This window comes from Sorangium sp. So ce1335 (genome assembly GCF_051521615.1).
GTDB lineage: Bacteria > Myxococcota_A > Polyangia > Polyangiales > Polyangiaceae > Sorangium.
Genome location: NZ_CP150363.1, coordinates 619,243 through 645,346 on the forward strand (window position 1 = coordinate 619,243; position 26,104 = coordinate 645,346).

General features: G+C 71.2%; 19 protein-coding genes. 8 read left to right on the plus strand and 11 right to left on the minus strand.

The genetic code is table 11. From position 1 onward, the window contains the following. Positions 1-24 precede the first annotated feature (24 nt). The 4 genes from WMF24_RS02210 to WMF24_RS02225 all read right to left on the minus strand — a co-directional run bounded on the left by WMF24_RS02210 (position 25) and on the right by WMF24_RS02225 (position 5,154). The gene (locus tag WMF24_RS02210) at positions 25-1,020 is read right to left on the minus strand and encodes a C-terminal binding protein (RefSeq protein ID WP_437734680.1); all 996 of its coding nucleotides are present in this window, start codon (positions 1,018-1,020) and stop codon (positions 25-27) included. Between the two features lie 28 nt (positions 1,021-1,048). Continuing rightward, positions 1,049-2,827, minus strand: coding sequence for an IlvD/Edd family dehydratase (locus WMF24_RS02215; RefSeq protein WP_437734681.1), 1,779 nt, complete (start codon positions 2,825-2,827; stop codon positions 1,049-1,051). Between the two features lie 7 nt (positions 2,828-2,834). Further along, positions 2,835-4,001, minus strand: a complete 1,167-nt coding sequence (locus tag WMF24_RS02220) for a glucose 1-dehydrogenase (protein ID WP_437734682.1) — start codon at positions 3,999-4,001, stop codon at positions 2,835-2,837. 136 nt (positions 4,002-4,137) lie between these two features. Then, positions 4,138-5,154, minus strand: a complete 1,017-nt coding sequence (locus WMF24_RS02225; RefSeq protein ID WP_437734683.1) for an aldo/keto reductase — start codon at positions 5,152-5,154, stop codon at positions 4,138-4,140. A 703-nt stretch (positions 5,155-5,857) separates the two neighbouring features. On the opposite strand from WMF24_RS02225, the gene WMF24_RS02230 reads away from it, so the two are divergent. From WMF24_RS02230 to WMF24_RS02255, 6 genes are all read left to right on the plus strand, one after another. Then, a complete protein-coding gene (locus WMF24_RS02230; RefSeq protein WP_437734684.1) occupies positions 5,858-6,814 on the plus strand; it encodes a hypothetical protein in 957 nt (318 codons plus the stop codon). Positions 6,815-6,849: 35 nt separating this feature from the next. Next, positions 6,850-7,620 (plus strand): thioesterase II family protein, encoded by a 771-nt coding sequence (locus tag WMF24_RS02235; protein ID WP_437734685.1) that lies wholly within the window; start codon positions 6,850-6,852, stop codon positions 7,618-7,620. A gap of 88 nt (positions 7,621-7,708) precedes the next feature. After that, positions 7,709-9,355 (plus strand): fumarate hydratase, encoded by a 1,647-nt coding sequence (locus WMF24_RS02240; RefSeq protein WP_437734686.1) that lies wholly within the window; start codon positions 7,709-7,711, stop codon positions 9,353-9,355. A gap of 226 nt (positions 9,356-9,581) precedes the next feature. After that, positions 9,582-9,887 carry a hypothetical protein gene (locus WMF24_RS02245; RefSeq protein WP_437734687.1) on the plus strand — a complete coding sequence of 102 codons (306 nt, stop codon included), beginning with the start codon at positions 9,582-9,584 and terminating at the stop codon, positions 9,885-9,887. Further along, positions 9,887-10,828 (plus strand): alpha/beta fold hydrolase, encoded by a 942-nt coding sequence (locus WMF24_RS02250; RefSeq protein WP_437734688.1) that lies wholly within the window; start codon positions 9,887-9,889, stop codon positions 10,826-10,828. Before WMF24_RS02245 ends, WMF24_RS02250 begins: the two co-directional genes overlap by 1 nt. Positions 10,829-11,403: 575 nt before the next feature. Beyond that, on the plus strand, positions 11,404-12,957 hold the full coding sequence (locus WMF24_RS02255) for a protein kinase domain-containing protein (RefSeq protein WP_437734689.1): 1,554 nt from the start codon (positions 11,404-11,406) through the stop codon (positions 12,955-12,957). 126 nt (positions 12,958-13,083) lie between these two features. Here WMF24_RS02255 and WMF24_RS02260 read toward each other — a convergent pair whose 3' ends face one another. From WMF24_RS02260 to treS, 4 genes are all read right to left on the minus strand, one after another. Then, positions 13,084-13,704, minus strand: coding sequence for a superoxide dismutase family protein (locus WMF24_RS02260; protein ID WP_437734690.1), 621 nt, complete (start codon positions 13,702-13,704; stop codon positions 13,084-13,086). A gap of 224 nt (positions 13,705-13,928) precedes the next feature. Further along, on the minus strand, positions 13,929-14,504 hold the full coding sequence (locus WMF24_RS02265; RefSeq protein ID WP_437734691.1) for a hypothetical protein: 576 nt from the start codon (positions 14,502-14,504) through the stop codon (positions 13,929-13,931). A 137-nt stretch (positions 14,505-14,641) separates the two neighbouring features. Beyond that, positions 14,642-15,508, minus strand: coding sequence for a hypothetical protein (locus WMF24_RS02270; protein WP_437734692.1), 867 nt, complete (start codon positions 15,506-15,508; stop codon positions 14,642-14,644). 452 nt (positions 15,509-15,960) lie between these two features. Next, the gene (treS, locus tag WMF24_RS02275; protein WP_437734693.1) at positions 15,961-19,356 is read right to left on the minus strand and encodes a maltose alpha-D-glucosyltransferase; all 3,396 of its coding nucleotides are present in this window, start codon (positions 19,354-19,356) and stop codon (positions 15,961-15,963) included. A 478-nt stretch (positions 19,357-19,834) separates the two neighbouring features. On the opposite strand from treS, the gene WMF24_RS02280 reads away from it, so the two are divergent. Both WMF24_RS02280 and WMF24_RS02285 read left to right on the plus strand, forming a co-directional pair. Continuing rightward, entirely contained in the window at positions 19,835-20,437 is a 603-nt protein-coding gene (locus WMF24_RS02280; protein WP_437734694.1) for a hypothetical protein, read from the plus strand. A 156-nt stretch (positions 20,438-20,593) separates the two neighbouring features. Continuing rightward, positions 20,594-22,192 (plus strand): serine/threonine-protein kinase, encoded by a 1,599-nt coding sequence (locus tag WMF24_RS02285; RefSeq protein WP_437734695.1) that lies wholly within the window; start codon positions 20,594-20,596, stop codon positions 22,190-22,192. Between the two features lie 27 nt (positions 22,193-22,219). On the opposite strand, the gene gspC is transcribed toward WMF24_RS02285, so the two are convergent. The 3 genes from gspC to WMF24_RS02300 all read right to left on the minus strand — a co-directional run bounded on the left by gspC (position 22,220) and on the right by WMF24_RS02300 (position 26,061). Then, positions 22,220-23,215: a type II secretion system protein GspC gene (gspC, locus tag WMF24_RS02290; protein ID WP_437734696.1), complete on the minus strand. Its 996-nt coding sequence runs from the start codon at positions 23,213-23,215 to the stop codon at positions 22,220-22,222. Between the two features lie 483 nt (positions 23,216-23,698). Further along, positions 23,699-25,480 carry a cytochrome b N-terminal domain-containing protein gene (locus WMF24_RS02295; protein WP_437734697.1) on the minus strand — a complete coding sequence of 594 codons (1,782 nt, stop codon included), beginning with the start codon at positions 25,478-25,480 and terminating at the stop codon, positions 23,699-23,701. Beyond that, the gene (locus WMF24_RS02300) at positions 25,477-26,061 is read right to left on the minus strand and encodes a ubiquinol-cytochrome c reductase iron-sulfur subunit (protein WP_437734698.1); all 585 of its coding nucleotides are present in this window, start codon (positions 26,059-26,061) and stop codon (positions 25,477-25,479) included. The genes WMF24_RS02295 and WMF24_RS02300 overlap by 4 nt, the downstream gene beginning before the upstream one ends. Positions 26,062-26,104: the final 43 nt, after the last annotated feature.

Consider the following 26,104-nt stretch of genomic DNA (forward strand, 5'->3'; position numbering starts at 1 on the left):
CCGCCGGCGCCGGCGCAGGCGACCTCACGCGGCCTTCAGGTTCACGGGCGACATCGGCTCTTGCCCGGAGAGGACGCGAACGACCTCGTTCGCCGCGAACCGGCGGACGAACTCGAGCGACTCTTCCGAGTAGTAGGCCGCGTGAGGCGTCACGACGACATTATCGAGCGAGAAGAGCGGGCTCGCCGGCGTCCAGCCGCGCCGCTTCGCCGGCTCCTCGGCGATGTCGTCGAGCCCGGCTCCTGCGATCCATCCCTCCCGGAGCGCCCGGTACAGGGCGTGGTCGTCGATGATGGGCCCGCGGGCCGTGTTCACGAGGATCGCTGTCGGCTTCATGCGCCGGAGCTCGCGCTCCCCGATGAGACCACGCGTCTCGGCCGTGAGCGGCGCCTGGACGACGACGTAGTCGGAGCGCTCCAGGAGCGCGTCGAAGGACACGGGGGCAGCGCCGGCGGCGCGGATCTCGTCCGGATCGAGGAACGGGTCGTGCGCCGTCACGCGCACGCCGAAGCTCGCCATCCGCGCGCCGATGCCCCGCGCGATCGCCCCGAACGACAGCAGGCCCAGGATCGCCCCCCGCATGCGGTGGATGGGCCGGCCGTCCTGCCACGACCAGGAGCCGCGGCGCGTGGCGCGATCGTACGCGGGGAGCTTGCGGGCGAGCGTGAGCAGGAGCGCCACGGCGTGGTCGGCGACCTCGTCGGCGCACCACTCGTTCGGCGCGTTGGTCACGCGGATCCCACGCCGCGTCGCCGCCGCGACGTCGACGGTGTCGACGCCGGTGCCGTACCGAGCGATCACCCGGCAGCGCCGGAGCCCAGCGATGGCTCGCTCCTTGACCTCTGCGTACTGCGTGAGCACGCCGGCGGCGTCGCGCGCGACGGCAACGACGTCCTCTTCGGTCTTGCATTGCGCGGCGACCACCTCCAGGCCGGCCGGTTCCATGATGGAGCGCTCGATATCGATGTCGCCGAAATCGCGGTCCAGCACGACGACCGGCCCCGCCTTGTGCATGCTCATGGCTCTCACCTCATGCTTCCCGATCCGTTCAGTGCGAGTGGCGAGGCAGCCCGCGGAGCTGAACGAGGCGCTGGTACCGGATCGCCGGCTCGAAGCACGCGCCGGTGGACAGCGGACCGACCGAGCTCCGGTAGAGCTCCTGCCATGGAGTCTGGCTCTCGCGGTGGGGCGTCGTGATGGACTTGCGGCGCTGCTCGATCTCCTCGTCGGAGAGCAGCACGTCCACGCGGCGCCGGCGCAGGTCGACCTGGATGCGATCCCCGGTCCGGAGCAGCGCGAGGCCCCCTCCCATCGCGGACTCGGGCGACGCGTTCAGGATCGAGGGGCTGTCCGACGTACCGCTCTGGCGACCGTCGCCGAGCGTCGGCAGCGACATCACCCCGCGCCGGATCAGCGCGTCGGGCGGCTGCATGTTCACGACCTCCGCGGAGCCCGGATAGCCGACCGGCCCCGTGTTGCGCATGACGAGGATACAGCTCTCGTCGATCTCGAGCGATGGGTCGTTGATGCGCGCGTGGTAATCCTCCGGCCCCTCGAAGACGACGGCCCGCGCCGTGAAGGCGTCGGGGTGCTCGGGGTCCGACAGGTAGCGGTCGCGAAAGGCCTCTCCGATGACGCTCGTCTTCATGACGGCCGAGTCGAAGAGGTTCCCGCTCAGGATGAGCAAGCCTGCCGTGGGGCGCAGGGGCTCCTCGTACCGTCGGATCACGTCGCGGTCGGTGGCGGCGGCGTTCGCCACGTTCTCCCCCACGGTGCGTCCGGACACCGTGCGGGCATCCGCGTGGAGGCGGCCGGCGCGGAGCAGCTCGTTCATGACGGCGGGCGCCCCTCCCGCGCGATGGAAGTCCTCTCCCAGGAAGCGCCCGGCGGGCTGGCAGTCGACGAGCAAGGGCACGCTTTTCCCCACCCTCTGCCAATCGTCGTTGGTCAATTCGACCCCGATGTGGCGCGCGATGGCGTTCACGTGGATCGGACAGTTGGTCGACGCGCCGATCGCATCTGCGACGGCGATGGCGTTCTCGAACGCCGCCTTGGTCATGATCGCGCTCGGCCTCAGGTCCTCGTGGACCATCTCCACGATCCGGCGTCCGGTCGCGTACGCCATCTGCGCCCGCTCCCGGTACGGCGCCGGGATCGCGGCGCATCCGGGCAACGACATCCCGAGGGCCTCGGCGAGGACGTTCATCGACAGCGCCGTTCCCATGCTGTTGCAGTGTCCTGCGCTGGGCGCGGCCGCGGCGACCATGTCCATGAACTCCGCGTAGCCGATCTCGCCGGCCGCCAGCAGCCTGCGCGCCTCCCACAGCACGAGCCCCGAGCCGGCGCGCCTTCCCTGGTAATACCCGTTCAACATCGGCCCGCCCGAGAGCACGATCGCGGGCAGATCGACCGTCGCCGCCGCCATCAGGCAGGACGGCGTCGTCTTGTCGCAGCCCGTCGTGAGCACCACGCCGTCGAGCGGATATCCGAAGAGCACCTCCACCAACCCGAGGTACGCGAGGTTCCTGTCGAGGGCTGCGGTGGGCCTCTTGCCCGTCTCCTGGAGGGGGTGAGCCGGAAATTCCAGCGGGATCCCGCCTGCGTCGCGCACGCCCTCCTTGATCCGCGCGGCCAGGCTCACCAGGTGTCGATTGCATGGCACGAGATCGCTCCCCGTCTGGGCGATCCCGATGATGGGGCGGCCGGACTGCAGCTCTTTCAGCGTCAGCCCGAAGTTCAGGTAACGCTCGACGTACAGCGCCGTCATGTCCGGAGCGGTCTCATCGTCCCACCAGGCCTGGCTCCGCAGCTTTCGCGTCTGGCTCATCGCGCGCTCACCCTCCGCGATCCGATCGCGCCGCGGCCCGCCCGGGCGTCGGGATCCGCTGGTCGCGCGTCGCCGCTCCGGCCTCGGCGATGTGGATCACCGTCTTCACGCCGCCCCCTGGCTGTCGCAGCAAGGCTGGCGCCTCGTCGAGCGCGACGCGCCGCTGGATCACCCGTCGCACCGCGTCGGGAAAGAGGATCAGGAACCGTTCGAGCATGCGAACGGCTTCCTCGTAGGAATCGTGACCGGCGTTGACGGTCCCGAAGATCACCTGATTCTGCAGGACGAGATCGCGCATCAAGCCGGCTGCGTCGAAGTCGATCGCGGGCCTCGGCGCGGGGACGCCCGTGACGATGAACGCGCCGTTGGGCGCCAGCGCAGGAACGGTCCGGAACGCGAACTCGGGCACGCCGACCGCTTCGATGATCACGTCGAACCGCCCGGCGCGGCGCACGAGCCCATGGACGTCCGTGGACCCGCTCGAAACGTAGTCGGCGCCGATGCCGCGCACGAGCTGCGCCCGGTCGTCGTCTTCGGGCTCTCTCGAGTAGACGACCGTCCGAGCTCCCTTCGCGACCAGGCCCATCGCCGTGAGCACGCCGATCGGCCCAGCGCCGAGGACCAGGCCGCGCGTCCCGTCATGATCCCATGGCAGGCGCGTCCGGATGGCGTCGAGCTGGGCGAGCGCTTTGGCCGTGATGCTCAGCGGCTCGACGAGGGCGCCGAGCTCGCTGGCCGCCGCTGGGAGGTGAACGAGGTAGCGTTCCTCGTCGACGACCAGCTCGGTCATGAAGCCGTCCGCCCTGCAGATCCCGCGCTCGATGAACTCGCCCGTCGTGCAGAAGTCCTGGCGCCCCGCGCGGCAGGCCGGGCACTCGACGCGGTCGCAGGGCCGGCGCACCATCGGCACCACGATATCTCCGGGACGAACGCGCTCCACACCCTCGCCGGTCCGCGCGACCTCCGCGACAGCCTCGTGTCCAAGCACGAGCCGATCCTTCCCTGGAGGCGCGGATCCATAAGCGAACGCCGCGATCTCGCGGTCCGTTCCGCACACGCCGACTTCGAGTGGGCGAAGCAGCACGTGCCCGCGCGCCAGCGGCAGGGCATCCGGTCCGTCTTCCTCCACGAGGCGCACCACCCCGTCGGACATGAAGGCAGCAACCGATCTCACGCGTTCCCCTCCTGCGCGCATTGGCTCGCGCGCCGCCGCGCGATGCGTTCCATGGGTCGCCTGTACAATCGCGGCAAGCCCGCTCTGGGAGGTCTGGCCCGCGACCCCCGGGCCAGATGGCAGATCCTCCGCGCCGTCAAGCTGCCGAGCGCTCCCCCTCCTCGGCGGGCCGCTCCGGCGGCGCCATGAACTCGGGACCCACCGGGTCGTTCACCGTCTGGGCGAGCACAGCGTCGATATGGGCGCAGGCCTCGTCGTCGAGGCCAAAGCCCATGACATCCCTCATCGGCGCGAGCTCCTCCGGCCGCCGGGCTCCCCAGAGAGCCACCGAGACGCCGGGTTGATCGAGCACCCAGCGTACCGCGAGCGCGAGCACGCTCCGGCCGTAGCGGTCGCGCGCGAACCGCTCGAGGCGCCTCACCGCGTCGAGGTACTGCGCGAAGCGCGGCGGCTGGAACTTCGGGTCGACCCTCCTGAGGTCGTCACCAAGGAACTCGGTCTTCTCGTCGATCGCGCCGCTCAAGAGCCCGCGGCAGAGCGCGCCGTACGTGAGCGTTGCGACCCCGTTGTCGCGGCACCAGGGCAGGATGTCGGCCTCCGCCTGCCTCTCGAAGAGGTTCAGCGGCGGCTGGGCCGAGGCGATCGGCGCGACGGCGCGGAACCGCAGCATCGCGTCGATCGGATAGTTGGAGACGCCGATCGCGCGGATCTTGCCCTCCCGCTGTAGATCGAGGAGGGCCTCGGCCGTCTCTTCGTAGGGTGTTTGTGGATCCGGCCAATGGACCTGGTACAGGTCGATGTAGTCGGTGCGCAGCCGGCTGAGCGAGAGCTCGATCTCCTCCAGGATCTGCGCTCGCGTCCCGTTCCTGAAGAGCGCGTCTCCGCGCCGCTCGAGGCCAACCTTTGTCGCGAGGACGACCCGGTCGCGCTGGCCCCGCTCGGCGATCGCCCGGCCGACGACCTCTTCGGAGTGCCCGAACCCATAGGCAGGCGCGGTGTCGATCAGGTTGATCCCGTGGTCGAGCGCCGCGTGAATCGTTCGAACCGACACATCATCGTCGGCGCCACCCCATTGATACCCGCCGATGGCCCACGTCCCGAGGCCGATCCGGCTCGCCGGGATCGGCACATCACGAATGTTCACGTGCTCCATGTCCAGCCTCCTCGGCTCACTCCGGATCGGTCCCCCATCGCCGCCAGCGTGAGGCGATCCGCGCCGGAGCGTCGTCGATCCCCCAGGACAGCGCACGTGCCGTCACGGATCGGCACGCTCACGTCGATCCACGGCTCCCCGGACTGGCACAGGAGGGATCGCTCCATGGCCGTGCCCATCGAAGGCATCTGGCATGCCCGCTGGCGCCGGCGGCCTCAAGCACCCAGCCGCTCGGCGCCGCGCCCTGCGGGCCGAGGGCGCGGGCAGCCCGGTGGCCCCATCATCGGCGCCGCCCGGCGCCCCGGCGGAGCGCGCCCCTCGCGCGGCGCGGAGCGTGCCCGTGCTCCCGTGTCCCGTGGATCGCGACCGGCACGCTCTCGCCGGTGGAGGCCCGGAGCGCCGCGACGGAGCGCGCGCGCCATCCCCCGCGGTCAGGATCGCGTGGACGCCGTCGTCGCTCCAGCTCGTTGGCTCCTTCCAGGCGAGTGCTTTCCTCCTTCTGACCCTGTCCCGACGCGGGGCGTCGCAGGGCCTCAGCGGTCAAAAAGCTTGCATCCAGCGCGCTCGGGCTGCATTGATCCGGGCGAGCGCCGCGGTTCATGGGGCCTCGCCCGTGCGGCGCGGCGGCGCGGCGGCGGCAGTGCGACAAGGTGGTCAATCGCCCGCGCACCCCTCGAGTCCAGAACGAGATGGGAGACACCAGGTGAGCACGACCAAAGCGTCTCTTGGTACCCTGTTCCTCATGCTCTCCTTGGCCGCGCCAGCGCTCGCGCAGGAGGCGGCGCCGCGTCAGCCCATCACGGACAAGACGAAGGAGCGCTGGGCGAAGAGCCAGGGAGGCCGGTTCGGATTCGAGATCGACGTCCTCAGCTCGTCGTATCAGACGTACGCCGCGGAGGTCGGCGGCGATCCGGGCGAGGTCGAGGTCACGGACTCCGAGCGGCTCGGCATCGCCATCACCGCCGCCGCGCAGTACAAGCTCTTCGCCGGTCTCCACCTCGACGCGGAGATGCCGTTCGCCTACGGCGATGTCGTGGGCCCGCAGTCCACGGATCTGTTCGGCAGGCAGTTCGAGAGCGACGCGCGCTACAGCAGGTTCTTCCTCGGCAATCCCACGTTCGGCCTCCACTACGCGGGCAACCTGCTGCCCAACCTGGCGCTCTTCGGCGGCATGGGCATGACGATCCCGCTCCATCCGCACCCCGGGCGGAGGCTCGAGGTCGCGTCGGTGGCGAACTTCCCCGCGCGGGCCTACTTCGACGCGCAGCGCGTGCTGCTCGGGCACTGGGCCTTCCGCGCGCGCGTCGGGACCGAGATCCATTTCGGCAAGATGCTGTTCCTCACGCACGACGTCGCGGCTCAGTTCTTCGTCCCGACCCGGGACGGCGACATGACGAAGTCCGTGATCGAGCAGGGCAACGAGATCGCGTTTCGCCCGTTCGGTAGCTTCGGCATCGGCATGCGCCTCCAGGCGGCGTTCCCCCTCTCGTCCAGCAACTCAGCCCAGCTCGCGGCCGAGCCGTTCATCGACTGGGAGCCGCTCGTGAAGGGCTCGTTCACCCGCGTCGGCGCGCTCGTCGCGCTGGACGACGATCTCGGCTTCGGGCTCGATCAGGGCAAGGTCGCGACCATCCGCGTGGCGCTCGGCAGCAAGTGGTAGCGAGCGGGCGCGGCGAGCTACCCTGAGCGCCACCAATGACCACGCCCTCGACGTCCAGCGCGTGGGTCGGCTGCCCCCGACCGAACCCCGCTTCCCGGCTCCGCCTCTTCTGCTTTCCGTACGCGGGCGGCGGCGCGTCCATCTACAGCGCCTGGTGGCGCGAGCTCCCCGCGCACACGGAGCTCTGCGCGATCAAGCTCCCCGGCCGGGAGGCGCGGCTCGGCGAGCCGCCGATCGAGCGCCTCACGCCGCTCGTGCAGGCCCTCGCGAGCGCGCTCGACGGCTGGCTCGCGAAGCCGTTCGCCTTCTACGGCCACAGCATGGGCGCGCTGGTGAGCTTCGAGCTCGCGCGCGAGCTGCGCCGCCGGGGCGCTCCGTCCCCGCGCCACCTGTTCGTCGCGGCCAGACGCGCGCCCCACCTGCCCGCCTCCGCGCCGCTCCACGACCTGCCGGACGACGAGTTCCTGGCGTGGCTCCGCCGCATCGGCGGCACGCCCGAGGAGGTCCTGAGCGATCCGGAGCTCCTCGCGCTCTTCATGCCCGTCCTCCGCGCCGACCTGGCGGTCAACGAGGCCGAGCCGTTCGTCGCCGGGGCCCCGCTCGACTGCCCGATCTCGGCCTTCGGCGGCGTGGACGATGAGCGCGCGGCCGCCGCCGATCTCGAGGCCTGGGGCCAGCACACGCGCGGGCCCTTCCGGGTCGAGGTGTTCCCCGGCGGGCACTTCTTCCTGCGGACCGCCCGCGAGCCGCTCCTGCGGTCGATTTCAGCCACCCTCGACGGCATCGAGCGCGCGCTCAGCGCGTGACGGGACGGCGCCGGGCAAGTGTTGAGCCCGGGGCCTCCGCCGTGCAAAGAAGGGGGACCGCTGCCTCCTGCCCCCGGAGACCCGAACGATGACCGATTTTCAGTACCAGGACATGCTGCCCCTCGGCCATGACGAGACGCCTTACCGCCTCGTCAGCCGCGACCATGTCTCCACCTTCGACGCCGCCGGCTCGACCTTCCTCAAGGTCGAGCCGGAGGGGCTCACCCTGCTCGCGCGCGAGGCCATGCGCGACATCGCGCACCTCCTCCGGCCCGGTCACCTCGCGCAGCTCGCGCGCATCCTCGCCGATCCCGAGGCCTCCTCGAACGACCGCTTCGTCGCCCTCGAGCTCCTCAAGAACGCGAGCATCGCCGCGGGGGGCGTGCTCCCGTCGTGCCAGGACACCGGCACGGCCATCGTCATGGGCAAGAAGGGCCAGCTCGTCTTCACCGGCGGCGGCGACGAGGCCGCGATCGCGCGCGGCGTCTTCGACACCTACCGCGCGCAGAACCTCCGCTACTCGCAGCTCGCGCCGCTCGACATGTACAAGGAGGTCAACACGAACGACAACCTCCCTGCGCAGATCGAGATCTTCGCGACGGACGGCGACGCCTACAAGTTCCTCTTCATGGCGAAGGGCGGCGGCTCGGCGAACAAGAGCTATCTTTACCAGGAGACCAAGGCGCTCCTGAACCCGGAGAGCCTCCTCTCGTTCCTCGAGGCGAAGATCCGCGCGCTCGGCACGGCGGCGTGCCCGCCGTACCACCTCGCGATCGTCGTCGGCGGCACCTCGGCCGAGCACACGCTCAAGGTCGCGAAGCTCGCCTCGGCGCGCTACCTCGACACGCTCCCGGCCGAGGGCAACGCGCGCGGCCGCGGCTTCCGCGACCGCGACCTCGAGCAGAAGGTCCTCGAGCTCGCGCAGCGCACCGGGATCGGCGCCCAGTTCGGGGGCAAGTACTTCTGCCACGACGTGCGGGTCATCCGCCTGCCGCGCCACGGCGCCTCCTGCCCGGTGGGCATCGCCGTCTCCTGCTCCGCCGACCGCCAGGCGCTCGGCAAGATCACGCGCGAGGGCATCTTCCTCGAGCAGCTCGAGGCCGATCCCGCGAAGTACCTGCCCGACCCCACCGAGGCGGATCTCGGGGGCGAGGTCGTGAAGCTCGATCTCCGCCGCCCCATGCGCGAGATCCGGGCGGAGCTCTCGAAGTACCCGATCCGGACGCGGCTCTCGTTGACCGGGCCGATGATCGTCGCGCGCGACATCGCGCACGCCAAGATCAAGGAGCGCCTCGATCGCGGCGACGGCATGCCGAGCTACATGCAGGAGTTCATGGTCTACTACGCCGGCCCCGCGAAGACGCCGGCGGGCTACGCCTCCGGCTCGTTCGGGCCGACCACGGCCGGCCGCATGGACGCGTACGTCGATCTCTTCCAGGCGAACGGCGGCAGCTTCGTCATGCTCGCCAAGGGCAACCGTTCCCCCGCGGTCACCGCGGCGTGCAAGAAGCACGGCGGCTTCTATCTCGGCTCGATCGGCGGCCCGGCCGCGCGTCTCGCCAAGGACTGCATCAAGAAGGTCGAGGTCCTCGAGTACCCCGAGCTCGGCATGGAGGCGGTCTGGAAGATCGAGGTCGAGGACTTCCCCGCCTTCATCGTTGTGGACGACAAGGGCAACGACTTCTTCGCGGACATCAACAAGCCCTCTGGCCGCAAGCTCGAAGTCGCCGGCTGAGCTCCGGCGCCCGGGGCGGCGCGGGGACCTCACGTTCGTTCGTCCGCGACACGGCGGATGGGCGTGAAGTACACATCTCGCGCCACGAACGTCCCCTGAGGCGAAACGTCACGCCTGGGGCGCGTTTGCGCCTGTTCAGCCCGGTATTCGCTGCACGAGAGTCTCTGGAGCCGCGATCTGCGGGGGCATGGTCCGTGCTCTTCGGTTCCTGCGAAAGGAGCTGAGCATGACGGTTCGACCTGATCGCACGGTGCCCCAGGGCCCGCCGCATCCCGTGCACCACCCCTACGAGGATCGGCACGGAGGTCTGGACGGGGCGCGCCATCACCTGGAGGAGGAGCGCCTGGAGAGGCTTGTGCGCGCCGCGCAGGAGGTCTCGGATCAAGCTGCGCGCGGCAGGCGCCGCGAGGCCGACGAGGACCGACCGGCCGACGGCGGCCGCGTCGACGAGCGACCGGCGCCGAGGACCGCCAGCATGGCGGACATCGAGCGCGCGGACGACGAGGGCATGCTCTCGCCGGAGGAGACGTGATGGCGGCGCGCGCGATGAGCCTCGATGCGGTCGTTGGACGGCTCGCGCCGCGCGTGCTCCGCAAGGCGGAGCGCGCCCCCCTCGCCCCTGCGCTCGACGCGGAGGTCCGGCACGTGGACACGTGGAGCGCGGGCCGCCTCGCCTATTACGTGGACACGCGCGCCGCCGGGCGCCCGGTGGTGCTCCTGCACGCGATCGACGCGGCCGCTTCCTCGAAGGAGGTGGCTCCCCTGTTCGACGCGCTCCGCGCGGAGCGGCCCGTCTATGCGCTCGATCTCCCGGGGTTCGGCCTCTCGGAGCGCGACGATCGCGATTACGACCGCGAGCTCTATCGCGCCGCCGTGCGCCGGTTCCTCACGGACGTGGTGCGCGAGCCGGGCGGCGCCGACGTCATCGCGCTGTCCCTGTCCTCGGAGTTCGCCGCCGCCGTCGCCTGCGAGGAGATGAGCCTCGTCCACAGCCTCGTGCTCGTGTCCCCCACGGGGCTCGGCCGCGAGGCGCCCGGCGCGGGATTCCTGCTCCGGGCTATCTCGCACGTACCCCGCCTGTCCGAGGCGCTCTTCCGCGCGCTCGTCACGCCGCCGAGCATCCGCTGGTTCCTGAAGAAGAGCTTCGTCGGCGAGCCGGATCCCGGCCTTGTCGACTACGCCATCCACACATCGAAGGAGCCTGGCGCCCACCGCGCCCCGCTCGCGTTCATCGCCGGCGACCTGTTCACCGAGGATGCCTTCCAGCGCCTCTACGCGCGTCTGCCCGTCCCCACGCTGGTCCTGCACGATCGCGACCCGCACGCGCACTTCGACCGCCTCGACGAGCTCGCGCAGCAGAACCCGCGCGTCGAGATCGCGCGCGTCGCGCCGACGCGGGGGCTCCCCCACTTCGAGCAGCTCGACGCCACGCTCGAGGTCGTGCGCAGGTTCTGGACGCAGGACCCTTGGTAGTCCCCTGACCGCCCTGCGCGGAGCCACGCCGGCGGCGGCTCCGCGCAGGGCGGACATCGCTCCTGGCGCTGACCTCCACGGGACGCCGTTCAGCAGCGTGTTGGCACCATCACCAACAGGCGCCATCACCGACATGAGCTCGGCCAGCGCTGGCCCGTTGCGGCCACCGTGCTCGGAGCCGCCGGTGTACAATCACGCTGCCGAACTCGATGGATATGTGGTCCCGAATACGATCTGTGCTCGGTCACCTACCACGAGGTTCGACGCGGACCACGATGTCAGCAGCCCTACGATTTTTCTCTTCGACGCGGTGGCTCTCCTGGCGGCCATGAAGCGCCGCGCCAGGATGCCGCGCCGCGACGGCAGGGCGATGGTGCAGCGCGCCACACGCGTCCGGTGTGCGCGCATGTTTCCGAACGTAAAAGTCTTTGCAAACTTCAGGTCAACGGAGTAGTTAAGCTCTTATAGCGGGGGATGTCGTGAATGCAGGCGGTCAAATCATCTCGACGAACAAGCAAGCGAGTAACAGCTTGCTTGGTCGATACCGCCTAGTTGCAAAATTAGGTCGCGGCGGGATGGCGGATGTGTTCCTCGCCGTCTCGCGCGGGCCCGGGTCGTTCAACAAGCTCGTTGTCGTGAAGTGCCTCCGCGTCGGGATGGCGGAGGACCCACGCTACGTCTTGATGTTCCTGGACGAGGCCAAGCTCTCGGCTCGGCTCAACCACCCGAACGTCATCCAGACCTACGAGATCGGCGGCGAGAGCGGCGGGTACTTCATCGTCATGGAGTACCTGGAAGGCCAGCCGCTGAAGGACATCGTGCGGGCGGTCGTGAGCGGCTGTCATGGCGCCGCCAGCTTCACGCGCACGGCGTGGATCAGGATCATCGCCGAGGCGCTCCGCGGCCTGCATTACGCGCACGAGCTCACGGATTTCGACGGGCAGCTCCTCGGCATCGTCCACCGCGACGTCTCGCCGCACAACATCTTCGTCACGTACGACGGCGCCGTGAAGATCGTCGATTTCGGCGTCGCGAAGGCCTCGCTCAACGCGGCGCACACGGAGAACGGCACCTTCAAGGGCAAGATGGCGTATGCCGCGCCCGAGCAGGCGATGGCGAGCGGGGACGTCGACCGGCGGGCCGACATCTTCGCGATCGGCATCGTGCTCTGGGAGCTGCTGGCGATGCGCCGGCTGTTCGACGGCGATCACGTCGCCGTGATGCACCAGCTCCTCACGCGGGACATCCCCCGGCTCTCCACCGTGGTGCCGGACATCGACCCGGCGCTCGACGAGATCGTGGCGAAGGCGCTCCAGCGCGACCCGGCGCGGCGGTACGCCACCGCGCAGGAGATGGGCGACGCGCTGGAGGGCTACCTCCTGGTCTCGGGTGAGGACGTCCGGACGGAGCAGCTCGGCGCGTACGTGCTCGAGATGTTCGCGGAGAGCCGGGCGCTCGTGCGCCAGCAGGTCACCGCGCAGTTCGAGTACCTGAGCTCGCTCGACGTCACCGGCGACATCCAGCGCGCCTCGATGATCAGCGACTTCCCCCGCGCCTCGATGGTCATGGGGATGAACCGCTCGATGTGGCCCTCCGCGAGCGGGCTGCCGGTCCTCACCGAGCACAGCTCCCCTGGCCAGCCCCAGCACGAGCCGCCGGCGGCCGATCCCGACAGCCTGGGCGCGACGGTGGGGCGGCCCTCGCCCTGGCGGCAGCGCGGCTACCTCTTCACGGCGCTCGGCGCGGCGGCGCTGCTGGCCGCGGGGGTCGTCGCGATGGTGCAACGGGGTGGCGCGCAGCCGGACGGCTCCGCGCACGCGTTGGAGCCGGTGACGACGACGGCGCCGACGGAGACGACCCCGGTCCCTCCGGAGAGCACTGGCCTGAAGGCCAAGGTCACGATCAAGAGCGAGCCGTCCGACGCCAAGGTGACGTGGAACGGCACGGAGCTCGGCAAGACGCCGCTCAGCATCGAGCTCCCGGTCGGGATGCAGGTCGTCGTCGTGTCGCGCGCCGGATCCTTCGACGAGTCGCTGTTCCTGCAGCTCGCCGCGTCCGACGTCGTCGAGCGCACGGTCACGCTCCGGCGCCAGGAGATCACGCCGGCGACGGGCGGAGCGTCCCGCTAGGGTCGCCGTCCGACAGCGAGGCGTCGCGCGACCGCGGGTCGGGGACCGCTCCGGCGGCTCGGCGCCGGCGCGCGCGTCCACGCCCCGCGGAGGCTCCGAGGGGCGCGGAGGTCGCGTCGCGGAGGGCTACTCCAGCTCGATGAGGCCGCAGCCGATGCGGCCACCCGCTTCCGGATCGGCCGCGGCGTGAATGACGATCGAGTACTTCGTCACGTCGGTGCTGGCGCCGTCGCCGACGGTCCAGACGTCGGTGCCGCGCGTGACCGTCTGCGTGCCCGCGCCGCTCTCATCGCAGGTGAAGCCGCCGAGCCCTTCTCCGTTCGGGATCCAGTGGCCGCCCGCGGCGTTCGCGTCGTCCTCGCAGCTCTTGTTCTCGTGCAAATGAGCGGAGTGCTCGCCTTCAGGGCAGCCGGACACCGTGATGGTGAGCGTCACCTCGTCTCCGCTCTGCGTGAAGACGGCAGTCCCGGACAGCTCGCTCGAGCTCGTCCCCTCGATAGCCGCCTCGGCGCGCGCGGAGGCGCCACCGCCGTCGCCGCCGCCGTTGCCGCCGTTGCCGCCGTCGCCGCCGCCGGTCCCCGACGCCGACGTGCTCGTGGAGGCATCGCCGCCGCCGCTCCCCGTGCCGCTCGCGGACGAGGTGCTGGCGCTGCCGGATCCAGCCGACGAATCGCCGTCATCTCCGCACGCCGCCAGGAGGGCGCTGGCGCCAACGGCGATCAGCGAGAGTTTCAACCATCGTGACATGAGTCTCCTTTCCTCGGCGCGACCCGAGCGGGCACGCATTTGCCCGCTGGACGCAGCCAGGTCATCGAGCGCGCGAGTATGTCCCAACACGGCGTGTATCCAAACAGCTCCGCAACAAAAAACACACCCGCAGCGTCGCGCCGGCGGTGCGAATCCGATTACGCTCGAAAAGTGTAGGCCGCTGCGCGCCGCCCTTTTCGGCGCCTCGTGCACCCTGAGCGGGGCTATCGCGCCTTGAGCGCCGGAGCGATCGACGCCGCCCTGGAGGCGAGGCGCTCGTATTCTCGACCAAGCCAGTCAAGGAAATCCTGATCCCACGGAGGGCCGTCAGGCCAGCCCTCACGGACGCGGGCGGCGAGCTCGAGGTCCCAGCGCCCGTAGAGGTCCACGAGCGCGTCCTGGGCCCTGCGGCCCGCCAGCGCTTCAGGGTCGCCGCCGGGCTCGCCGCCATGCGCGAACGCGTCGTCGCAGACGTAGTAATTGCACGTCGCCGCGCGCCGCTGCGGCGGGATGGTGCAGCCCTCATGACCGTGGAAAGCGCACCGCTTCGGCAGCGCGCGACCCTCGCTGTCCCGGGGCTCGACGCGGAGGATGAGCAGGCCGCGCTGGCCAGGGCGCAGGCTGCCGGCGGCGATCTGCTCGAACAGCCAGGCTGCGCCGCCGAGCGACACGATTCTCCCGATGTCGGACCACTCGACCCCTGGCGGGCTCGCGCAGCAGCCGGTCGGCCCCTGCGGACAGGCGCCGCACAACGTCGAGTGCACCCGCGTGTGCGCGCCTGCGAGCTCCAGCCGGATCATGGCCCCTCCGGCGCTCCAGGATAACCGCGTCGCCCGGACCGTCCAGCGAGCGGCCCTGGCCCTTCAGCGCAGCGTACCGTGACCACGCTACCTCGGCGAACGGCGGGCGGGCACCCGCGCTCTCGCCACGTCGGGGATCACCACACGCCCCGCACCGCCACGCCGCTGGCCGACGCCGTGATCTCGGTGCGCTGGTGCGTGAGGAGCGCGAACCCGAGCGTGCCGGCTGCGAGCAGGCCGCCCGCGATGAAGCTGGCCGTGCCGAGCTCGCGCGCCGTGAACATGGTGTCCTCGTACTCGGCGGCCTTCTTGCACTCCGGGGCGATGAGGCGAAGGCAGTTGTTGCCGCCCACGCTCCGCGCCGTCTCGTCCCGGTTCGCTTCCGCGTCGTGCGCCACGACCATCAGCACGCCGCCGAGCGCCAGGAAGAGCGCCGAGCCCCCGATCCCTCCAGCGATGAGGCCGGTCCGCAGCCCCGAGCTTGGCGGCGCGCTCGCCGGCGCCGGGCCGCTCGCCGCCGTGGGCCCGAGCGCCGGGGCGGTCAGATCGAGCCGCACCTCGCGGACCTCTCCGCGTCGAACATCGGTGTCGACCCGGACGGCGGCGCCGCTCAGCGTCGCGGCGATGGTGTGGCGTCCGGGGTTGACGGGGATGAGCTTGTCGCGCTCGATCGCGACCGGCTCGCCGTCGATGGTGCACGACGCCCCGGCGGGGAGCATGATGCGGATCTCGCCCACGAGCTGGCGCGCGCGCGCCAGATCGAACAGCCGTGACTCGTAGAGCTCACGCTCCTCCGGCGTGCTCGGCGGCCGCATGATCTCCTTGCAGAGCGACAGCCAGCGCACGGCAGCGGGCGCGTCGCCGATCCGGTAAGAGAGCGCGCCGATGTTGCAGGCAGCCACCTGCGAGCGCTCCATCCTCCATACCGCCTGCCACATGTCGCGCGACTCCGCGAAGCGGCCCTCCGCCTGCGCGGCGTTCGCCTGGGCGCGCAGGCGGGTCACCGCATCTTCCACCCTCACCGGCTCTTTTGTGGGCTCGGCGCGACCGATGGGTGAGAAAAATAGGAGGGTCGTGGCAATGCACAGTCTCAGGCCGAGGTGCGAACTCTTGCTCACTGGGGTGGACCTCCTGGCCCGAGGTTCAGGTCAAGCGCGCTCTCGGGGCTCTTTTCGGCGGCGCGAGCCGACAGCCTACCAGAGGATGCCTCCGGACGACTTGACTCTTCGTCGGCCGAACGAGCCAGTGGCTCCTTGCCGGCGCGTCTCCTCTTCGCGCGTCGAGGCAAGCGCCTCCGGGCACCTCCGCGCAATGGCACCGCCGCGTGGGCGAGCCGGGCGCGGGGGGTCACGTCTTTGCGAGCGCCGAGCCTCGGGCGCGCGCCCAGCAGGGCGCGCCCGAGGCCGTTCTGAGCAGGGAATCGGGAAGGGGAGGGGGAGGGGGCTTGGGAGTGATATTACGCCTTGGGCGTAATTAGATGCTCCAGCCCGCGCATCGGGATGTCGAGCCAGTCCGGACGGTTGTTCAGCTCGTAGCCGACCTCGTAGATGCACTTCTCGAGCTGATAGAAGTCGAGAAGGAGCACCGTATCCGCGTCGCTCGCGGGCACGTACGGCCACGTGTCGTCAGTCCGCGGCTCGGCGGCCGCCTGAGCGCGCGCGATCGTCTCGATGTAGCCCGCGAGGTAGCTCGCGGAGATCCAGGCCACCCAGGCGTCGGTCCACGGCTTGAGGACGGCGACGTCCTCGGGCCGGAGGCGAGCGTCCCGGAGCGCCGAGGCGCCGGCGTAGTCGAACGAGCGCAGCATCCCGGCCACGTCCCGGAGCGGGCCGCGCTTGTAGCGCCGCTCGCTCAGCGGCCTCGCCGGCTCCCCCTCGAAGTCGATCAGGATGAAGTCGTCGCCCGTCGAGAGCACCTGGCCGAGGTGGAAGTCGCCGTGCGTCCGGATGCGGGGGACGTCGAACTTCCTCGACACGATCTGCTGGAGCTTCGCGTTGATCTCGGCCTCGCGCGGCAGCATCGCCGACACCTGCTGCCGCACGTTCTCGGGGAGCGCGTGCTCGCGCTTCCTCAGCAGCGCGAAGGTGCGCGCGAGCATGCCGTGCGCCGACTGGAAGATCGACTGCTGGTGCAGCGTCGTGAACGGCTGCTGCCCGAACGAGGGATCCTTGCTCTCCTTGCCGAGCGTGAGGTGGAGCTGCGCGGTGCGCTCGCCGAGCAGCCGCATCCTCACGAGCTCGGTGCCCATGAGCTGGTTCACGATCGGAGGCGGCGTCGCGCGCGACGCCTCGACCAGCGTGCCGGCCGGCATCGGCGGCGCGCCGCCCTTCACCGACTCCTCGTCGGCGAGCACCCGCTCGAAGAAGCGGTTCAGCGCCTCGAGCGTGCTCGTCCACGCGTCGCCCTGGCTCTGCACGTACTCCTGGAGCATCGCCACCGTGATCGCCTCGCGACCGCGGCCCCGGTACTCGATCGCCCCGGCGAGCCGCGCCGTGGCCGGGAACTGGTGCTCCGTCAGGAACCGGCCGATCTCGAGCTCCGGGTTGATGCCCTCCTCCACCTGGCGGAAGATCTTGAGGAGCAGCTTGTCGCCGTAAATGATGGTCGTGTTGCTCTGCTCGCTCTCGGCGATGCGCGCCGGGAGCTCCCCCTCGGCGCCGAGCGCCTCGAGCGTCGTCCCGAGCGGCAGCGCGTGGAGCTCGCCGACGGAGCCCGTCGCGACCCCCTGCGCCCGGATCGCGGCGAGGACCAGCGCGGCGAACTCCGGGGTCGCCAGCGCGTCGTAGAGGACGCCCTCCGGCGCCGCCGCGCTCTCCGGGTCCGGATCGCGCACCGTGACGTCCGCGATGACCGCGTGGCGCGTGCGCGTCGCGAGCTCGCGCGCGCGATCTGCCGTCGCGAAGCCGACCGGCACGACGTACGTCTCCGGCGAGCCGTCCGTGTACTCGACGCGCACGAGCAGGATGAAGTGCTGCGCCGCGCCCCGCTCGTCGCGCGCCATCGGGATGACGTCCGCGAGCGTCGTCGAGCGCCGGGTGCGCGCCTTGCCGCGGAACCAGCGGCGCGCCGCGATGTACTTGCCGATCGCCGGCTCGAGCGCCTTGCGGCCCTCCGGCGAGAGGAGCGCCTGCCACGCGCCCTTCGTCGAGATGGCGGGCGCGGCCTGGCTGTCTCCCGTGGACACCGCGGTCACCGCCGGCTCCAGCGCGAACCAGAAGAAGTCGTGCGGCCCGAGCGACAGGGAGTAACAGCGGCTCGTGATCTCCGGGAAGCGGCTCCTGCCGAACAGCTCGACGGGCACCATGCCCGCGAAGCGCGCGAGGTCGAGCTCGACGTGCTGCGCGTAGCGCGAGAGGTTCGCCACGACGAGGACCCGCTCGTCGTCGTACGCGCGGATGAACGCGAGCACCTTGCTGTTGTCCGGGTGCAGGAACTCGATCGTCCCGCGGCCGAGCACCTTGTTCTGCTTGCGCAGGGTGATGAGCCGCTTCATCCACCAGAGGAGCGACGAGGGGTTCTGCTGCTGCGCCTCGACGTTGATCGCCTCGTAGTGGTACTCGGGGTCGATGATGATCGGCAGGTACAGCTTCTGCGGGTTCGCCCTGGAGAAGCCGGCGTTCCGGTCGGCGCTCCACTGCATCGGCGTGCGCACGCCGTCGCGGTCGCCGAGATAGATGTTGTCGCCCATCCCGATCTCGTCGCCGTAGTAGAGGACGGGCGTCCCGGGGAGCGAGAAGAGCAGCGCGTTCATCAGCTCGATCCGGCGCCGCGTCTTCATGAGCGGGGCCAGCCGGCGGCGGATGCCCAGGTTGATGCGCGCCGTGTGCTCCTGCGCGTAGACGCGGTACATGTAGTCCCGGTCCTCGTCGGTCACCATCTCGAGCGTCAGCTCGTCGTGGTTCCGGAGGAACGTCGCCCACTGGCAGGTGTCGTGGACCACGGGCGTCTGCCGCAGGATGTTGACGATCGGGAAGCTGTCCTCGAGCTCCACCGCCATGAACATCCTGGGCATGAGCGGGAAGTGGAAGTTCATGTGGCACTCGTCGCCGTTGCCGAAGTACGCGGCGGCGTCGGCGGGCCACTGGTTGGCCTCGGCGAGGAGCATGCGATCGGAGAAATTCGCGTCGATGTGGCGCCTGAGCTTCCGCAGGAACTCGTGCGTCTCCGGCAGGTTCTCGCAGTTCGTCCCGTCGCGCTCGTAGAGGTACGGCACGGCGTCGAGCCGGAGCCCGTCGACGCCCATCTCCAGCCAGAAGTCGACGACCTTGAACACGGCCGCGTGCACGTCCGGGTTGTCGAAATTCAGGTCGGGCTGGTGGGAGTAGAAGCGGTGCCAGTAATAGGCGTTGGCCACCGGATCCCAGGCCCAGTTCGACGTCTCGAAGTCCTTGAAGATGATCCGGGCGTCCTTGTAGCGGTGGGGGGTGTCGCTCCACACGTAGAAGTCGCGCCAGCGCGAGCCCTTGGGGGACGTCCGCGCCCGCTGGAACCACTCATGCTCGTTCGATGTGTGGTTCAGGACGAGCTCGGTGATGACGCGGATGTCGCGGCGGTGCGCCTCGCGCAGCAGGCGGGCGAAATCTCGCCGGGTCCCGTAAGACGGGTTGATGTTCGTGTAGTCTGCGATGTCGTATCCGCCGTCGCGCAGCGGCGAGGGGTAAAACGGCAGGAGCCAGATCGCGGTGACGCCGAGATCCTGGAGATAGTCGAGCTTCTCGATGAGCCCCTCGAAGTCGCCGATCCCGTCGGCGTTCGAGTCGCTGAACGCGCGGACGTGGAGCTCGTAAATGATCGCGTCCTTGTACCAGAGGGCGTTGCCTTCGGCGGGAGGGGGCTTCTGATCCTGGCTCATGGCTGCTCCGACGGATGCGCGCTATCCGCGCGACGACGCCGGGCGCAAAGGACGCAGCGGTACGGACCTCGTGCGGCGCGCGCCGCCGCCGAGCCAGGAGAGGCCAGGAGGCAAGGCACGCTGGGAGGTCCACCACTGGGCGCGCACTGCCGTCCCACGCAGGTGACGCGAATCACGTGTATAGTTTGACTACTTGGAATTGCAAGACCGCGCTGGCCCAACCTCGGATAGCACGTCAGGGGCGGGGCGCAAAGCGGCGCGGCGGGCGGCCGCCGGCCTCTGGCGGCCTCGGCGCTCGGCGCTCGGCGCTCGGCGCTCGGCGCCCGGCGCCCGCGCTGGGCGCTCGGTGATGGCGCGGGCGCTGCCGAGATCGCTGCTTCGCGCGCTCTCCCCACACGTCGAACCGCAGCCGGTGTAAGAAGCGCTGGCACCTGGTTCTGTGATCGGGCGAGCTCATGCCCATCGAAGGAGCATTCTCATGATGCGTGTCTTCCACGTACTCCCGCTCTGCCTCGCCGCGCTCGGAGCGCTCGCGTGCTCGTCCACGCCCGAGCCGACGACGGACCCGACAAACCCGTGCCCGCCCGGCCAGTGGTGCGCCGCGGCCGTGCCGACCACGCCCGCGACGGCAGCGACCCCGGCCACCACCGCCGCCGCGCCCGCGGGCACCGTCGCCACGCCGGTCCCGCCCGTCGCCGCAGTGGCCGCCACGCCGATCCTCCAGGGGATGGGCACGACCGAGGCCCCGGGGATGAAGGCGGACGGCGGGCCGTTCGCGGGTCAGTTCCAGGAGGGCCAGGTGCTGGAGCAGGACATCAACATCTCGGCCGGCAAGTGCTACACGGTCGTCGGCATCGGCATCGGGGTCCAGGAGCTCGACATCCAGCTCGTCTCGCAGCCGGCGCCCGCGCTGCCGCCCGTGGTGCTCGCGCAGGACAGCACCACCGGCGCCGCGGCGACGCTCGGCGGCAAGGCCTCCGGCTGCTGGAAGAACCCGCTGCCGATCGGCGGCCCGGGCAAGGTGATCCTCAAGGCGACGAAGGGCGCGGGCATCGCGGCCGCGCAGGTCTTCTCCAAGTAAGCCTGCTCCGGAAGTGAGCTTGCTCCGGCGCGCGGCGGCGCGGCGCCCCGCGCGAGGGCGACGGCGGCGCCGTGCCGCGCGCGACGCTTCCTATTCCCGCCGCCTGCCAGCTCCCCTAAAGGCTGGCGAGCGCGGCGGAGCGCCGCGCGCGACGCCATGAGCGAGACCATCTTCCTCGGCCCCGAGGCCAGCAGCTGCGCGACGTCGCGCTGGGCGTGGCTGTCGCCCCGGCTGCCGCCGGACCTCGAGGAGCAGGCGGTGCGGCGCGTCGCCTGGATGTCGCTCTGTACGGTCGTCGTCGGCGCCCTCGGCTTCGCCGTATCGGAGATCTTCCCGAGCCTCCGGCTCGGACCTCACGCGATCCGCTTCGCGGTCTACCTGCCGTTCATGCTCGTCTCGGCCGCGCTCTTCGTCGTCGCGCGGCGGAGGCTCCTCTCGCCGCCGCGGATCGTCGATCTGTCGTTCGCCTACAAGATCCTGGGCGCCGCCTCGCTCGCCGTGGTCACGAACGCGCAGCCGTGGCCCGAGGGGCCGATGCTGCCGGGCTGGTCGCCGGTGGCGATCTGGGTGCTGATGTTCCCCATCATCGTCCCGGCCCCGAGCGTGCGCACGCTGCTCACCTCGACGCTGGCGATCCTCACCGAGCCGGCGTGCCTCTGGGGGCTCGTCGCGTCGGGGTTCATGGAGCTGCCCTCGCGCGACGCGATGCTCCGCCGCTTCTTCCCGAGCGTCGTCGCGCTGGCGCTCTCCGTGCTCGTGTCGCGCGTCGTCTTCGGGCTCGGGCGCAAGCTCGACGCGGTGCGGGAGCTCGGCAGCTACCGGCTCGTCGAGCGGCTCGGCGGCGGGGGCATGGGCGAGGTGTGGCGCGCGAAGCACCGGATGCTCGCGCGCCCGGCGGCCGTGAAGCTGATCCGCCCCGAGGCGTTCGAGGGCGGCGCGGCGAGCTACGGCACCGCGAAGGTGCGGTTCGAACGCGAGGCGCAGGCGACGGCGGCGCTCCGGTCGCCGCACACGATAAGCCTCTTCGACTTCGGCGTCGCCCGCGACGGGTCGTTCTACTACGTGATGGAGCTGCTCGAAGGCATGGACCTCGACACCCTCGTCAAGCTGGACGGCCCGCAGCCGCCCGCGCGCGTGGTCCACCTGCTCCGGCAGGCCTGCCACTCGCTCCACGAGGCGCACAAGGCCTTCCTCGTGCACCGCGACATCAAGCCGGCGAACCTGTTCCTGTGCCGCTACGGCGCGGATCTCGACTTCCTGAAGGTGCTCGATTTCGGGCTGGTGGCCGAGCGCAGGAAGGACGCGGCCCCCTCCACGCTGACGGCGGACAACGCGATCACCGGGACGCCCGCGTTCATGGCGCCGGAGGTCGTGACCGGCGATCGCCCGATCGACGGCCGGACCGACATCTATTCGCTCGGGTGCGTCGCCTACTGGCTGCTCACGGGCGCGCTCGTGTTCGAGGGCGAGACGGCGATGAAGATGGTGCTGCTCCACGCGACCGAGGCGCCCGTCGAGCCGTCCAAGCGGGCGGCGCGCGCGATCCCGCCGGCGCTCGACCGCATCGTGCTCGACTGCCTGGAGAAGGACCCGGCGAAGCGGCCGCAGTCGGCGCGCGAGCTGTCCGAGCGGCTCGCCGCGCTGCGCATGGACGCCGCGTGGACCGAGCAGCACGCGGCGGCCTGGTGGGAGTCGGTCGCGCCGCCGTCGCTCGCGAGCCGGCCGGCCCGGGCGGCCGTCGACGCGTTCGGCTGAGCCCCGCGCCGCCGGCGCGCGCCGCCGTCAGCGGACGCTCACGTCGACGGTCATGAGCTGGCCGCCGCGCTCGATCGCGATCGACAGGTGGCTCGCGGTCCGGAGCTGCGCGTGGGCCTCCTGCACCCGCTCGGGGTCGGTGACGTCGAACCCGTTGATCGACCGCAGCAGATCGCCGCTCTCCAGCCCGAGCGTCTCGAGCGGCGAGCCCCGCCTGAGCCGGAGCTTCAGCCCGACGATCGGGTCCCCCCGGCCGTCCGGGATCGTCCGGGCGGCGCGCAGGAGGCCCGCCTGCTGATCGAGGATCCGCTCGACCGCCGCACGGTCGACGTGGATCTCCGTGGCGCTCGCCCGCTGGAGGCGCGCGGCGATCTCGGGCGGGATCAGGCTGGCGTCGCCGCCGACCGGCCTGGCCTGAGGCCTGGGCGGCTCTGGCGGCGCCTCTTCGACCCGGGCGCCCCCGAGCCGCATCTGACAGCGCGCGCCGCCCGCGGCGATCCAGACGCGGTCCCAGGCGATGCGCGCGATGGTGCCGCCCGGCGTGCGGCTGCCGAGCCGCTGGAGCTCCGTCCGTCCGTCGGGGCCCTCGATCGCCGCGAACGACCACGCCGCGTCCTCCGACGCCGCGATGAGAACAACGCGCCCGGCCTCGCAGATCGGATCGCGCCGCCATGCATCGCCGCCCGGCGTGGGCGCGCGCCCCTCGGCAGCGCCGCCCGGCGCGGGCGCGCGCCCCTCGGCAGCGCCGCCCGGCGCGGGCGCGCGCCCCTCGTCAGCGCCGCCGGGCGGCGGGAGGAGCGGCCCGGTCGCGGAGTCGAACGGGTTGCGCCGCAGGATCGCCTCGGCGCTCGTCGCGTGGAGGCCGTCGTGCGGCGCACGGCGGGGGGCAGGGGGTACGGAAGAGAGCCGGGCGGCTCTGTCCGGGATGATCGCCCCCCCGGCCAGGCGCGAGACCCCGGTCGCCTGCAAGTAGACGGCGAGCGCGATCATCGTGCCCGCGACCCACGGGAAGTGATGCTTCACAGCCGCATCCAGGTCCACCGGTCCTGCCCTTTCTGGGATGCGCGCGCCGTTGTCCTCGACGTTGCCCTCGAGGCGAGCGCCGCGCGCACGCCGGCGCGGAGGCGACCGTGCACGATGTCGCCACCGGCTCGCTCCTTCGGGCCGCACAGCACCGCGCGTGCCGGCGCGCCGCACCGCGGGCGCCCCGCGCGGGCGCATGCCGGCGCGCGCCTTGACCCGAACGGATCGCGCCGCTCTGGCGAGCGCCGCGCCGACGTTCATCGGCCGACGTTCAGGGAGTGTTCGAGATGGGGGCGAGGAAAGCCTGGGACGACGGCGGTCCGCGCGCTGTGCGCCCAGGGCTTTTTCTAGAGCGACAAACGGGTTGAACCCGCCTGAAACGAGCAGAACTTCGAACCGCCAAGACGCCAAGGCATTGTCTTCTTCTTGGCGCCCTCGGCGTCTTGGCGGTTCATTTCTCGCTCGATCAACGTGACCGTTGTTCTAGGGCGTCTTGGCGGCGGTCGGCTTCCCGGACTCCCCGCGCGCGCGGCGGTACACCCAGGCGGCGAGGAGCTTCCTGTCGTTCGCGGCGATCTTGTCCTCGAACGCCGGCATGTGGCCCTCGAGGTCCTTCGACATGGCCGCCGGCGGGTAGGCCTTGCCGCTGCCGGGGTTCGTGATCTGCGCCTCGATCCACGGGATGGAGGCCCAGCCGCGCAGCTCGGGCGCGGCGGACTCCTCGTCGTCGGTCTTGCCGTCGAGCCGGTGGCAGCTCGTGCACCGCTGCCGGACGAGCTTCTCGCCCGGCGTCCCGGCGGCGGTCTCCCCGCGCGCCTGCGCCTCCAGGAACGCGACGATCGTCTCCTGGTCGGCCTCGCTCATCGGCGTGAACATCTTCGCCGCCTCGGGGTCCGCGGGCGGCTTGGACACCGACGGCATCATCTCCTTGAACGCCGTCTTGCCGAAGAGGTGGTCGGCGTCCGGATCCCTCAGCACCTCGAGCGCCCAGGCCTTCGTCCCGAACCCGGTGAGGTCCGGCGCCGTCTGCTTGTCCTTGGGCGGGCCGAGATCGTTCAGCCGGTGGCAGCTCGCGCACTCCTTCTTGTAGAGGTCCTCGCCGCGGATCTCCGGGTCGTTCCGGAGCATCGCGAGCGCGCCCTCGGGCGGGACGCCCTGCTTGAACAGCGCCATCGCGCGCGCGGTGCGCTCGGCGTTCTGCGCCTGCGAGCGCTGGTAGCCCTCGTCCTTCCGGTCGGCCACGAACGACATCGCCAGCAGGCCCACGGCCCCGAGGCCGACGAAAAACAGCGGCGCGAGCGCCGGGATCCGCGCGCGGAGCGGGCCGGGCTTCCGATCGATGAACGGGAGCAGCGCGAGGTACAGCCCGACGACCCCCGGCACGCCGACGGTCGCGATGAGCTCCAGCTTGCCGGGGAAGAACTTGCGCAGCTCGAAGAGCGGGCGGAAGTACCACGCCGGGCGGGCGGTGTAGTCGCTCACCGGGTCCGCTGGCGCCTCGAGCGGGGCGCCGTGCTCGATGGCCGCGAGGTCGAAGATGACGACGAGCACGAGCGCCGCGGCCAGCAGGATCATGCCGAGCTGCTTCGGGTAGAACCGGTCCGCCTTGCGGAGATCGGCGCCGTGCGGCGCGCCGAAGCCGTGCTTGCGGAACAGCGCGAAGCTCGCGGCGAGCAGCAGGGCCATGACCGCCGGCAGCACGAAGACGTGCAGGCTGTAGAGCCGCGTCACGGTCAGGTGGCCGAGCGACGTCCCGCCGACGACGAGCTGCTGCGTGGCCGGCCCGACGACGGGGACGGCGCCCATGATGCCCGTCTCGACGCGCGCTCCCCAGTAGCCGTCCTGGTCCCACGGCAGCGGGTTGCCCGAGAAGGCGAACCCGAGGATCACGCCGAACAGGCCGAGCTGGACCAGCCAGTTCACCTCGCGCGGCGCGCGGTAGGCCCCGTGGATCGCGATCTGCCCGAGGTGGACGGCGATCAGGACGATCAGCGCCTGCGCCCCGAAGTAGTGGAGGCCCCGGATGAGCCAGCCGGCGCGCAGGGTGAAGTTGATGTGCGCGACGCTCGCCCACGCCGTCGTCGCGCTCGGCGCGTAGGCCGACATGAGCAGCGCGCCCGTGACGACCTCGACGAGCAGCAGCAGCGCGATCGTGCCCCCCCAGACGTAGCCGATGCGCGCGCCGCCGGGGATCGGCTCGTCGAGCAGGCGGCGGATGGGCTCGCGGTGCCCGATGCGTTCGTTCAGCCAGTCGCCGAGGCTCACCCTGCAATCTCCTGGAGCTCGGCGGTCCCGTCACGGTAACGCCGGAAGTCCACCTCGAGCCAGCCGTCCACGACGCGCGTGGCGAGCGGATCCATCGGGCGCGGGGACGGCCCGGTCTCCGGCGCGCCCGACAGCGCGAAGCGCGACGCGTGGCACGGGCAGTTGAAGCTCTTCTTGTCGTCGTTGAGCTCGATGCCGCAGCCGAGGTGCGGGCACGAGGCGCTCATCGCGCGGATCTTCTCGCCCTCGCGGATGACCCAGATCGCGCCGAGCATCTGGTCCTTCGCGACCGTGAAGGCGTCGCGCTCCTCGCCGATCACCTTGAGGCGCCGCGGCTCGCCCGGCGGCAGATCATCGAGGCGCCCGACCCGGACCCAGCGCTCGCGCCCGCCTGCGGAGCCGCCGGCGGCGGCGGGGCCGGCCAGGAAGGTCGCCGCCGGGGCGGCGAGCGCGCCCGCGTAGGCCAGGCCGCCGATCGCCACGAGCGCCTTCAGGGCGCCGCGCCGCTCCTCGGGGGGAGGGGCTCCGAGCGGCGCGCCGGCGTTCGTGGGCGCGCCGGGCACCCCAGGTTCGTGCGGCAATCCATATCCGAGGTACCCACCGGCACCAGGTTCCTTTTGCGTC

Excerpts from the sequence above, each read along its gene's own strand:
- WMF24_RS02260 (WP_437734690.1), bottom strand. The coding sequence starts at position 13,704 with ATGTCACGATGGTTGAAACTCTCGCTGATCGCCGTTGGCGCCAGCGCC.
- WMF24_RS02240 (WP_437734686.1), top strand. The coding sequence starts at position 7,709 with ATGACCGATTTTCAGTACCAGGACATGCTGCCCCTCGGCCATGACGAG.
- WMF24_RS02235 (WP_437734685.1), top strand. The coding sequence starts at position 6,850 with ATGACCACGCCCTCGACGTCCAGCGCGTGGGTCGGCTGCCCCCGACCG.
- WMF24_RS02225 (WP_437734683.1), bottom strand. The coding sequence starts at position 5,154 with ATGGAGCACGTGAACATTCGTGATGTGCCGATCCCGGCGAGCCGGATC.
- WMF24_RS02280 (WP_437734694.1), top strand. The coding sequence starts at position 19,835 with ATGATGCGTGTCTTCCACGTACTCCCGCTCTGCCTCGCCGCGCTCGGA.
- WMF24_RS02255 (WP_437734689.1), top strand. The coding sequence starts at position 11,404 with ATGGCGGATGTGTTCCTCGCCGTCTCGCGCGGGCCCGGGTCGTTCAAC.
- WMF24_RS02215 (WP_437734681.1), bottom strand. The coding sequence starts at position 2,827 with ATGAGCCAGACGCGAAAGCTGCGGAGCCAGGCCTGGTGGGACGATGAG.
- WMF24_RS02285 (WP_437734695.1), top strand. The coding sequence starts at position 20,594 with ATGAGCGAGACCATCTTCCTCGGCCCCGAGGCCAGCAGCTGCGCGACG.
- WMF24_RS02210 (WP_437734680.1), bottom strand. The coding sequence starts at position 1,020 with ATGAGCATGCACAAGGCGGGGCCGGTCGTCGTGCTGGACCGCGATTTC.
- WMF24_RS02265 (WP_437734691.1), bottom strand. The coding sequence starts at position 14,504 with ATGATCCGGCTGGAGCTCGCAGGCGCGCACACGCGGGTGCACTCGACG.
- treS (WP_437734693.1), bottom strand. The coding sequence starts at position 19,356 with ATGAGCCAGGATCAGAAGCCCCCTCCCGCCGAAGGCAACGCCCTCTGG.
- WMF24_RS02250 (WP_437734688.1), top strand. The coding sequence starts at position 9,887 with ATGGCGGCGCGCGCGATGAGCCTCGATGCGGTCGTTGGACGGCTCGCG.
- WMF24_RS02245 (WP_437734687.1), top strand. The coding sequence starts at position 9,582 with ATGACGGTTCGACCTGATCGCACGGTGCCCCAGGGCCCGCCGCATCCC.